Genomic DNA, 11,021 nt, shown 5'->3' with positions numbered 1-11,021 from the left:
GCGAACGTCCGGCCTCCGTGCGCCGGTTGCCTACCGGCTGTCTTGTGCCTGCCGGACAACCAAGCAGGAGAGTGGCGAAGCTACCCCCGGAGGCAAGGGCGACCTCTGTCGCAAACCCTCCGGCAAGCTGACCCAATCTATATCTAGCGGCAGACGCGCTGGGGTGGCGGCATCTGGTACTTCCAGATGCCGCCACCGCTTCCCCGCGCGGAACTTGGTCGACTGCTTGGGACATATATCGCGCGTCGCAGAGCGCACAATTTGAAGATGGCTGGTCGCGTTATCCGACGACGGAACTGTCTTCCTGTCCCTTTCGCCCCGCACGGGTTGAGGATGGAGGCATGAGTCATGCGCGCGTCAGCGTGCCGAGAGTTGCGCTTCTGCGAGTGGAGAGGATTGTGTTCGGGGGCGGGGGCAGGGTCTTCTTGCTCGCGGTACATCTCGGCATGCCACGGTGCTCTGCAGTCGATGCTGTAAACGCGCGGCCAGGGACTCGTTAATGGCCCGGAGCCTACGCACTACTCCGCCACCGTGGCGGGATCCTGCCGTCTGGTATCTGTGCGATGAGCGCAGGAGCTGAGAGTGTCAATGGGCCGACGGTGCCGCCTGCCGGAGGCTAGGCGGTGCCCGCCACGTTGAAAATGCAAGTTGGCACCGACGATGGCGCCCACGTTTTCCAATAATGCGCTCGGTAACAGCGGGTACCGGCTGCAGGCGGTTTGTTAGGAGCGTGTTGCTCATGCCAGCAACTAGACTTCGGTTATGAGTCAGCGCGTTAATCCAGCTTTGCTAGCACTCCTCAAAGAGGCACTAGCTACTACATACTGGTACAAAACAGATCTTCGAGACTTTCTTTCCGCGGCTACCGGAGACCGTGCCCTTATCAATTCCTATCGGTGGGACGACCGGACTGTATCCAAGAGGGACATAGTTGCGAGCCTCGTAAATCGGCTCTTCGAGGATCAGCATCTATATCGCGATACCCTGATCCAGCTCCTGCTGGCGGCTGCGGAAATCCCGGACCCAATTGCCCTCAAGTCACTCGAGGACGGGGAGCCCAAATATCAAGCTGCCGTCCGATCGCTGGAGGCGCTTCGGCCCATAGTTGCACCCTACCGAACTCAAATGGCGGATAAATTAGAAAGAGATCGGCGGCGCGAGATGGAGAAGCAGCTGAACTCCATTCGCCAGCACACCACAGAAACACTTCGCGAACTCAATGGTGAGTTCGCTGGCATGAACCAGCTAGCGCCCCAACCGCGAGGCTATGCCCTTGAAGGCATCATGAACCGACTGTTCAATCTTTATGAACTTGAAGCTAGGGCACCGTTCGGACTATACGGAGAACAAATCGATGGTGCGTTTACCCTTGATTCAACAGACTACATATTCGAGGCAAAGTGGCAAGCCGAAAAAACTCCGGTTGTCGACCTCGTTCAGTTCGCGTCAAAGGTCGACAGGCGGATCGACAATACCCTCGGGCTTTTTCTTTCCATGAACGGATTCCAAGACTCTGCTGCCGATCTGCTTGGCAGGTCCGGGCGTCATAAGACGATACTGATGGATGGGGGTGATCTTGCCGCAATACTGGACAATCGCATAGCTCTCCCTCTACTTCTACAGCGGAAGAAACGTCATGCGGCTGAAACTGGGGAGATATACATTTCGGCGTGGGTGTTACTTGGGTCGTAGCTGTGCAAAAAGTCTAGTGAACAGCAGTTGTCGCCGGCGAACGAATGGCTGGACATAAGTTCGCGCATCCCGCTCGGTAATCGTTTGAACGGGAAAGCCCCTGCTGATTGTGTGGGCATGATGATTACTGAGCCTGGCGCGCAGGATTCTGCAATGCGGCACTGGACTACTGAACCTGCAGTTGCTGCACAGAAGAAAGTCACTTAGCCACTCGAGGGCCTTGAACATCGGTTGTTGCTTGGGCTTTCGCGATAAGGGCGGCCTTCCACCCCTTTGGCGGTGGCCAAGGAACGCCCCATTCCGTGAGCTGTTCTCGGGTCCATCCGCCCGCGGGAGTTCTCTGGGCCTGTAGCTCTTGAGCGGTAACCATATTGATCCTTTACTTGGTCGCGCTGACGTGAAGCGGCAAATTCGTGACTGCACGGCCGGACGTAACAGGCATCAATACTGCCTTGGCTGCGTCGTATTGGTATTTCAGTGGCGTGCCACAAACGAGGTATTGTGACGACACTATAGCAAGGCCGTCATGCAGGAAAAAAGGGCTTGAATCTGTGAATGTGATGTGGCGGCTCGGGGGGGCCTCAATGCGGAAGCTATCCCACGACGCAGCTCACAGACCGTCTCCGTCGTGATCCGCATTGCTTTGCTATGGGTAAGAGTATGAACGAAGTCGGGCACACCTTCGGCTCGCCATTGTCCGCCGTCCCGCCTGTTGCAACTTTGGATCCTGCCACTCCTGGACAAGGTGGTATTTCTGGGAGGACGGACAACATCGTCATTGAGGCTAGGGGGGCATTGGGCCGACAGGTATAAGCGGAGGATATCGTGTTCCTGATACTTCGGCATATTCATGCTGGATACTTCGTTGCCCGATCTCCTACAAGGAGAGCTGCAAACGATGGAGGTTGCGCTTCCGCCATCTTTTAGTTCGGTGGCAGTGACTCTGTGTTTAGACTCGACTTCATGCACTCCAAGCAAGTCTGACCGAGTCCCTCGTACAGACCCGAGATCGCCGACTTCTCGAACTTGGGAGGCTATTCTCTGCTTGGATACTAGGCCTTGTGAGACGGAAAAACTTCTCAACCCGTTCGCGACCTGGGCGGCTATGACCACCGGGGAGTACGACTGTTCGCATTGGGGGTAGGTACCCACCCCCAATACATAGACGGGCTACGTTCGAAAGAGAAGGAGTGCGGCGACGAGGTACGCAGTGTTGTCGGAAGGGGCACTGCTGAGTTGATAGGCAAATATGGTCACCATGCTAGCCATGGTTTCATTTACATTCATTCGCATGTCGAAACTGAGTTCGGACTTGGCGGGTTGGAAGACACAATTTTGAAGGTAATTCAGGGCGTCAGTGAGAGACCGTCGGAGGGTAAGGGTGTCGCATATGGTCAGGATCAAGTTGGCAATGTCGGCCGCGATGGCCAGGATATGAAATGTCATACCCTTCATGTGTGCGGCACGACTGAAAACTCACCCCAGAGGGCGGGCGTCAAGCTGCAAAGTAGCCACACGATAATGTCAGTTATCATGTGAGTATGGAACTTGAAGCGATCACCAGCTCGACGCCGAACCAGGCACGGCATGGCCAACTCATCGCTGCATGGCAGTTGGCCCAAACATCACCGAACACGGCCAGGGCTTACACCCGGTCCATGCTGGACTTCTGCGTGTGGCTGGACGGACACGGTATGGACCTGCTGACCATCAAGCGGCCCATCGTGGACGGGTATCGGCACGCTCTGGCAGTTGACGGGGCGCCGGCCACAGTCGCGGCAAAGCTCGCGGCCCTGTCCAGCTTCTACCGCTACGCAGTATCCGCTGACCTGGCCCAGGGAAACCCGGTGGAGCTGGTCAAGCGCCCCAAGATCAACCCGGACCACACCGAGACCGCAGGGCTAACAAAAGACCAGGCGCGGGCACTACGGGCCAGCGCAAAGGCAGACGGGGAACGTTCATATGCTCTGGTCTCCCTCCAGTTGTTTACCGGCGTGCGGATCGGTGAAGCCTTGAACGCTACGACGGCGGACTACGGGCACGACAAAGGGCATCGAACCCTGAAGGTGCGGCGCAAAGGTGGGGAGGCAGACAAGGTGGCCGTTCCGGCCCCTGCTGTGGAGGCGCTCAACGTTTACTTGGAAACGACCGGGCGGGAAATGGTGGCAGGGAAGGCAGGCGTGGGCCTGCCCATCTTCACCACAGCAACAGGCAAACAGTGGGCACCGTCAGAGGCGTTCCGCACCATCCAGCGGTTGGCACGCAAGGCGGGCATTGAAGGGAAGATCAGTCCGCACAGCCTGCGACATGCGTTCGCCACACTGGCTTTGGACGCGGGGGCGACACTGCACGACGTGCAGGACAGCATGGGTCACGCCGACCCACGCACGACCCGTCGGTACGACCACGCCCGGCACACGCTGGAAAAGTCAGCAGGCTACACCGTGGCACGGGTACTGGCATGACTCTCTGAGCGGTCCTCTTTAGTCTAGGACCGTCATGACTCTCGCCCACATCCCCAAATGTGTATATGAGTCCTCCGCTCGTCGAATCACCTTTGACGGCGCCGACAAGCGACTAATTGCGGACTTGAAACTCTGAGAATCGGTGGTCAGCTGATCGACAACCGCAGCCGTGGGCATATTCAGCCACATCTCGATTTCGGCGGCCCGCGCTCGTACTGAGTGTTTCATTAATCCGTGGTAATCCAGAGCGCTCGGTGATCCTCCTTCGCACTCTCCGCAACTACAGGCAATGAGCTCAGGAAACTGACGCCACAATATTTCCGCGACGTCTACTCCGATGTACCTGTGGAGCTTCGGCACGTAGTAGCGAGCTGGCGGTGCCCCGGACGATGGGAGTTCGACCCAGTCGCGGTGCTCCCCAAACCCGATGCCATGCGATGAGCCATTGAGCCCATGGCGGGAAAGCAGTACTGAAAGAAATCCTCCGTAAAGGGCGAACACACTCTGATCTCTGGACTGCGAGTTCTGCAACGCCTGGCCGTAGGCGATTAGTTCTGCCTCGGAATTCACCTTGAACTCATCGAGGCCACTAACCCAGGCGACGACTTCTTCGTCGTCTACTGCTGAAGCAAGCTCGTTCCAGACAGTCGAACTACTGGCGGCTACAACTCGACGAAGTTTTGAGCGGACTCCTTTTGTGTCTGCATATTGGCAGGACGCCGCCCAGAGGCTCTCAGAAACCTCGGCCCACCCGTCTGATATTTCGCCTACCATCGTGTATGGCGGCAAGACAAATGCTGGATCTTGGCGGTCCTGCGGAAGCACCTGCTCTTTCAGCCGAGAAGCATACTTATCGAAGGTTTTCATCTGCACGCTTTCGAACCCGACGTTGAAGTCGACCCATGCCCGTGCGATTGTCTGGACCATTTCATCGTCGAAGTCGGTCGGTCGAGGAGTTGCATGGCGGTTGACGAGGGTGGGAACTCCCATCACGTCGGCGAGCATGAGGTGCGACTTCTTTGGACTGGGAAGTCGGTTTTGGAAAAGTGGAAAACGAGAGTCAATGACGTATGGATCGTTCGACCGGGCCGATAGCGTCAGGACGAAGCCTTTAGTTCCCTCTGCCTGGAAGGCCGCTATAGTGCCGGGGACTATTAGCCCATCGAAGTACTCCGACAGTTCACGAACAGTCTGTTGGTCAGTTGAACCGTAGCTCAAGAAGTGCTGAAACCGATTAAACATGAATCTCCCCAATCTCCATGAGCCGCTTGCGTGCTCGGTAGCGTGACTGCCAGTCAAAGTCGGGAGGGCCCGGGCGCAAGAGCACCTTTGGCTTGGTTCCCGTGACCACAATTATTCCGATGCCAAATCGGGCAGCCTCATTCACGTTGGATGGTCGTGGATGATTTCCAATCACTATCCACGACTTGTCGAAGTTCTGCCGGTTGTAAGTGGCTTGCTCCAGTACGCGGGCGAAGCCACCGAGCTTTAGTTCGAACGCTGAAAGTACACCTGACCTAGTCATGGTCAAGAGGTCGACCCGCCGACCGTTAATCGGGAACTCGCGGACGACCACCGAATCCGGACGCAGCCAACGTTTGCTCCGCAACCAATCAACAAGGTATGGCATCATTCGAGACTCACCCATAGTGTCGAAAGCCAAATCGTCATCAACAAAGGCCATCACCGCGACGGCGCTCCAACACGAATGGGAAGAGGGTTTGAGTCCTCGATCGAAGCCTGTATGCGGTATTCGAGGACTGTATACGCAATAAACAGTGCGAATATGCCGACTGCGATTAAGGCGGTGACCCAAAAGGAAGTCTGCCAAAGATCCTGGTTTGCGAAGTTAAATTGGTACAACAAAGTGGAAGTAAGCACACACGCGGCGAAGATTCCTGCCGCATACATTAGCGATGTGCAAACCCCGAGCAAGAGGTTGAACTGCCTGTGGATCTTGTGACGCTCTTTGAGAACTCGAATGCTGTGTCGAGCGGGTCGTTCAACCGTTGACGGATCTACGATCATGTCCAATGGGTCAAACTCACTGTCTGGATCGGGCAGTATGTCGCTCAGGTGGGCTTGCAGTGCTCGAAGTGCGATGAATGCCTGCTCGGTCAGTCCCTCGAAGGCCACGTCAATCGGGGCGCGAAGCCTGTCGTGGGTCTTTCCACGCAAGTGGACCGAGGCCCATAGGCCTGTGATTCCTGCGATAAGTAAGACAATTCCTACCCCTGCAACAATAGTTGTATCAGGCGTAGTTGCCCGATCGGCCACGATTGCGAGCACTTCGGTCATCCGCCAGTCCCCAGGACTTCGTCGCGAATCAGGGACTTGGTTGTGAACTCTTCATACCGCGAATAGACATAGCGAATTAGTTGGCGAAGTGGTAGGAACGCGAACTGGCGCTTAAAATTCTGAAGTTCAACCATCGCCTCCGGCGTCAGCTCTTGCTTCAGTGCATTGAAGTAGCGCCAACCGCGTTCGGTTAAGTGGAAGTCGCGCGTCGTGTACGGGTTGATCCTGTCGCCGGGCGAACCGCTATTGGGTCCGATGACCTCTCTCTCTTCCCACGAGTCCATGGTGTCGGGGGCGAGGGAAGACGAATCTTCGATCAACTGAGCAGCGGCCAATGTATCAACTGCTTGGTATATCTTCTGAGAGAAGGGCCCGAAATTGTAGGCTTCAAAACCCGCGTCCTGCTGGAGCCAATCCTTACTGGAGGTTTCTCGCTCAAGGAGGAAGATCAACTTTTCCAGTCGCGTAATCCCGCGTATTTCCCCGCTGGTCGCACCGTGCGTTGCAGTCCCAAGCAACAGGACAATGGCATCGTCAATCTCGATTGGGTTGCCCATCTCAGCCCTTCCTTGTGTCATGGTCAATCGCTAACGTTCAATGGGCGGTCTGTAGGGTGCCCACTGGACTCAGGAACTCTCATGAGTAGGGCTCGGTAAACGATTCCGCCGCTTAACAGCCTATCTTGGTTGCGATCCTTCGAAGATGCGCCGCGCGGTGTAGCGCCCAGCCAAGAATCTACCGGGGGCGCACGTCTTGATAGCGGGCTCTTCTCGGAAAAAATCGCCCCAACGCTGAACAGTTAGGCCGTTCGCTTAGGGTCTTGAGGCACTCGGAACACGGAGCGTAAGGGCCAGCAGTGGCGCATCGTCAAATGAGCTTTGTTTGATTCAGTGGTGATGAAGATCGCTGGAGTTTGCCTTCGACTTCACACGATTTGAACCGTCTCCGAAGTCTTACTATTTGCGTACCTTACGCCAAGCGTCTGTGCCATTGATGTTGACACCCATAGGGGCAGATCGCCCGAGAACCATGAGCTTGCCATCTCAATTTTGGGAGGGACCGGACAGAGTCCGATCCGTTCCAACTTTCTACCCATGAAGAGAGACACCCCACCATGAGTTAACTGTCCAAAGACTGTCCAACTTGGGTGGAAATCAATGGAATAACTTGGAATTCCAAGGAATTTCTATTTACCGATTTAGGTCCGCGAATTCCTTGGATCCCTTTATCTGTATGGAAGTTCGATGGTTGGATGCTGTAGACGCGAATCATCCGTAGAGATTAGAAGGCTCCTGCTCTATCCGCTGAGCTACAGAGGCGCGGCTCGCCGAAGCAAGCCACCACTAAATTATCGGGTTTGTCCGCGTATATCCTCCTCCACAGCTTCACGTCCCCGCTACGTTGTCCACAAAACCGGAATTCGTCCTGTTTGAAGCCTGCTATCCGGCGTTTGCTAGAAGGAAGCAAACAACGCCGCACCAGCGGCCTAGTGAAAGGCAGTCTCATGGCAAACTTCCTCACCATTCGAGGTTTCGCGTGTTCCGGCGTAGAGCTTCGAAACACCCAGACCGGCTTCGTGGTTGGCAACTTCCGAATGGGATCAACCCATCGCCGGCAAGATCCGGTCAACAACGCTTGGTCTGACGGCGACACCAACTGGTTCCGCGTCAACGTCTTCCGTTCACTGGCGCAAAACAGTGCATCGAGCATCCACAAAGGCGATCGCATCATCGTGGTGGGCCGGTTGCATCTGGTCACCTATCTTCGCAAAGACGGGAGCCCAGGCATCAGCGTAGAAATCGATGCCGAGAGCATCGGCCCGGACCTCCAGTTTGGGTCCGCCCTGTACTCCCGAACAGGAAGTCAACGAGTGAGCGCTGATTCTTCACACGATTCTGCCGATCAACACCAGCAAGGAGACGGTCCAGACCCGGATCCAGACTCAGTCACGGACACGCTTCCCGACGATGATGACTCTGGGGATCAAGACTTTGACACTGATCAACGAGGCGTAGTCGTCGTGGATGGAGAATCAGTGGACACAGGGACCGGTGAACTGAACAAAGAACCTGTGCCTTTCTGATTCCGACACTGAAGGACGTCCTCACCGTGGCAGACTAATCATGTGACTTCAAACTACCTGAGACCCGGTGGGCCCAGTCCGCTGAGCCACTCCAGACTGCAGAGCGGGTCCAGCCGACAACATGTTCCCCAGTTGCCAGGCCCACTCAGTGGGCGACGGCTACCCAAACGCCAAGCGGGCCTTCGGCAGGCCTTCGCCGCATTGGGACTTGCCGCAGCATTGGTCACGACTGGCTGTTCATCCGTCGCACCATCACAGAATGGCGCTCCATCCGGCGGAGCCTCCACGGGTACGTCTGTGGATTCGGGGGCCGCGGCCAGTACAGGGGCAGCGGAGCCCACGCAGCCGCCGTCGGAAGCTGAGGTGTTAGCCGCCAAGGTACAGACGTCCTTGGATAACCTCGGCCGTACCGCCAAAGCTCCTACACGGGATCAAATGAAAGCTGCCATGTTGGAAGCCGGAGCGGCCCAGCAAACGTTGGAGCTTTCCATCGACAAGACGCCCACCGGGCTGGCCGTGGATGCTATTGAGGCTGCTTCGGTAATAGCCAATCAATGCATCATCGGACAAGTGCGCAGCGGCGTAGCCTCCGTCGTCGTCTTACCAGTCTTGGCCTCCGGGCGATGCTTCGTAGGAGATCAGCACTAGAACGCTGAGGACCTGCGAATGTGAGATAAAGCCGCACACCCACTAACCTTGGGGGTATGGCCGAATTTATTTACACGATGTCCAACGCCCGCAAGGCCGTGGGCGACAAACTCATTCTTGACAACGTCAGCATGTCTTTCTTCCCAGGTGCCAAGATTGGCGTTGTGGGGCCCAATGGTGCCGGAAAATCCACCATTTTGAAGATTATGGCCGGTCTGGATACACCGTCTAACGGCGATGCCCGTCTCAGCCCCGGATACTCTGTGGGCATTTTGCTCCAAGAGCCGCCGCTGAACGAGGAAAAGACCGTTCTGGGCAACGTCCAGGAAGGCGTTGGCGAGATCTACGGCAAGATCCAGCGCTACAACGAAATCTCCGAGGAAATGGCCAGCCCCGACGCTGACTTTGATGTGCTCCTCGAAGAGATGGGCAAACTCCAAGAAGCCATTGACGCCGCTGACGCATGGGACATTGATTCCAAGCTGGAGCAGGCCATGGATGCGCTGCAGTGTCCTCCCGGAGATTCCGACGTTACCGTCCTCTCCGGTGGTGAGCGCCGCCGCGTGGCTTTGTGCAAGTTGCTGCTGCAAGCACCTGACCTGTTGCTCCTAGATGAGCCAACTAACCACTTGGACGCTGAAAGCGTGAACTGGCTAGAACAGCATCTCAAGAGCTACGCCGGCGCCGTTCTGGCCGTGACCCACGATAGGTATTTCCTAGACCACGTGGCCGAATGGATTGCCGAAGTGGACCGCGGCCACCTCTACCCGTATGAAGGCAACTACTCCACGTACTTGGAGAAGAAGCGTGCGCGTCTGGAAGTTCAGGGCAAGAAGGACGCCAAGCAGGCCAAGCGCCTCACCGAAGAACTCGAGTGGGTTCGCTCTAACGCCAAGGGGCGCCAGACTAAGTCCAAGGCTCGTCTGGCCCGCTACGAAGAAATGGCTGCCGAAGCCGACCGCACCCGCAAGCTGGACTTCGAAGAAATCCAGATCCCGCCGGGACCGCGTTTGGGTAGCATCGTGCTCGAGGCGAAGAACCTGAAGAAGGGATTCGGGGACCGTGTCCTCATTGACGGGCTTTCCTTCTCGCTTCCACGGAACGGAATCGTTGGTGTCATTGGACCCAACGGTGTTGGAAAGTCAACACTCTTCAAGACAATAGTCGGTCTGGAACCCCTGGACAGCGGTGACTTGAAGGTCGGAGAGACCGTAAAAATCTCCTACGCCGACCAGGACCGTGGCGGCATCGACCCCGAAAAGTCGTTGTGGGAGGTTGTCTCCGACGGCCTGGATTACATTCAGGTCGGCAACGTGGAAATGCCTTCACGTGCCTATGTTGCGGCCTTCGGATTCAAAGGTCCGGACCAGCAGAAGAAGGCCGGTGTGCTCTCCGGTGGCGAGCGGAACCGCTTGAACCTGGCACTGACCCTCAAACAGGGTGGCAACTTGTTGCTCTTGGATGAGCCCACTAACGACCTTGACGTGGAAACCCTCAGCAGCTTGGAAAACGCTTTGCTGGAATTCCCCGGCTGCGCCGTGGTGGTCTCCCACGATCGTTGGTTCCTTGACCGGGTAGCTACCCACATCCTCGCCTACGAAGGCACCGAAGAAAACCCCGCCAACTGGCACTGGTTTGAGGGTAACTTCGACTCCTACGAGTTGGACAAGGTGGTACGTCTCGGTGCCGACGCAGCGCGTCCGCACCGTGTCACTCACCGCCGCCTAACGCGCGACTAAATCCAAGTCCGCGGTTAGCCCCAGCGACAAATCGCACGCTGCATTAAAAAAACGTTTGGCCGGTCCTGCAAAGGGACCGGCCAAACGTTTTTAATG

The 11,021-nt window shown here is 56.6% G+C and carries 9 protein-coding genes; 5 read left to right on the top strand and 4 right to left on the bottom strand.

Features of this window, described 5'->3' with window-relative positions; all coding sequences use genetic code 11:
• The first annotated feature begins 762 nt into the window (after positions 1-762).
• Positions 763-1,692 carry a hypothetical protein gene (locus LOH53_RS09495; protein WP_230067490.1) on the top strand — a complete coding sequence of 310 codons (930 nt, stop codon included), beginning with the start codon at positions 763-765 and terminating at the stop codon, positions 1,690-1,692.
• Between the two features lie 1,541 nt (positions 1,693-3,233).
• Entirely contained in the window at positions 3,234-4,157 is a 924-nt protein-coding gene (locus LOH53_RS09490) for a tyrosine-type recombinase/integrase (protein WP_230067489.1), read from the top strand.
• 18 nt (positions 4,158-4,175) lie between these two features.
• Here LOH53_RS09490 and LOH53_RS09485 read toward each other — a convergent pair whose 3' ends face one another.
• The 4 genes from LOH53_RS09485 to LOH53_RS09470 are packed head-to-tail and all read right to left on the bottom strand — an operon-like array spanning position 4,176 to position 7,012.
• A complete protein-coding gene (locus LOH53_RS09485; RefSeq protein ID WP_230067488.1) occupies positions 4,176-5,399 on the bottom strand; it encodes a hypothetical protein in 1,224 nt (407 codons plus the stop codon).
• A complete protein-coding gene (locus tag LOH53_RS09480) occupies positions 5,392-5,844 on the bottom strand; it encodes a hypothetical protein (protein WP_230067487.1) in 453 nt (150 codons plus the stop codon). The genes LOH53_RS09485 and LOH53_RS09480 overlap by 8 nt, the downstream gene beginning before the upstream one ends.
• Positions 5,841-6,455 (bottom strand): hypothetical protein, encoded by a 615-nt coding sequence (locus tag LOH53_RS09475; RefSeq protein WP_230067486.1) that lies wholly within the window; start codon positions 6,453-6,455, stop codon positions 5,841-5,843. The genes LOH53_RS09480 and LOH53_RS09475 overlap by 4 nt, the downstream gene beginning before the upstream one ends.
• Positions 6,452-7,012 carry a hypothetical protein gene (locus LOH53_RS09470; protein ID WP_230067485.1) on the bottom strand — a complete coding sequence of 187 codons (561 nt, stop codon included), beginning with the start codon at positions 7,010-7,012 and terminating at the stop codon, positions 6,452-6,454. The genes LOH53_RS09475 and LOH53_RS09470 overlap by 4 nt, the downstream gene beginning before the upstream one ends.
• A 947-nt stretch (positions 7,013-7,959) precedes the next feature.
• On the opposite strand from LOH53_RS09470, the gene LOH53_RS09465 reads away from it, so the two are divergent.
• The 3 genes from LOH53_RS09465 to ettA all read left to right on the top strand — a co-directional run bounded on the left by LOH53_RS09465 (position 7,960) and on the right by ettA (position 10,925).
• Positions 7,960-8,538: a single-stranded DNA-binding protein gene (locus LOH53_RS09465; protein WP_230067484.1), complete on the top strand. Its 579-nt coding sequence runs from the start codon at positions 7,960-7,962 to the stop codon at positions 8,536-8,538.
• 132 nt (positions 8,539-8,670) lie between these two features.
• Positions 8,671-9,186 carry a DUF6993 domain-containing protein gene (locus LOH53_RS09460; protein ID WP_230067483.1) on the top strand — a complete coding sequence of 172 codons (516 nt, stop codon included), beginning with the start codon at positions 8,671-8,673 and terminating at the stop codon, positions 9,184-9,186.
• Positions 9,187-9,242: 56 nt separating this feature from the next.
• The gene (gene ettA / locus LOH53_RS09455) at positions 9,243-10,925 is read left to right on the top strand and encodes an energy-dependent translational throttle protein EttA (protein ID WP_230067482.1); all 1,683 of its coding nucleotides are present in this window, start codon (positions 9,243-9,245) and stop codon (positions 10,923-10,925) included.
• The last annotated feature ends 96 nt before the right edge of the window (positions 10,926-11,021 follow it).

The sequence above is a fragment of the Arthrobacter cryoconiti genome, from assembly GCF_020905375.1.
Classification (GTDB): Bacteria; Actinomycetota; Actinomycetes; order Actinomycetales; family Micrococcaceae; genus Specibacter; species Specibacter cryoconiti.
Note: the sequence above shows the minus strand (reverse complement) of the source record. Positions and strands in the feature narration are given on the sequence as shown.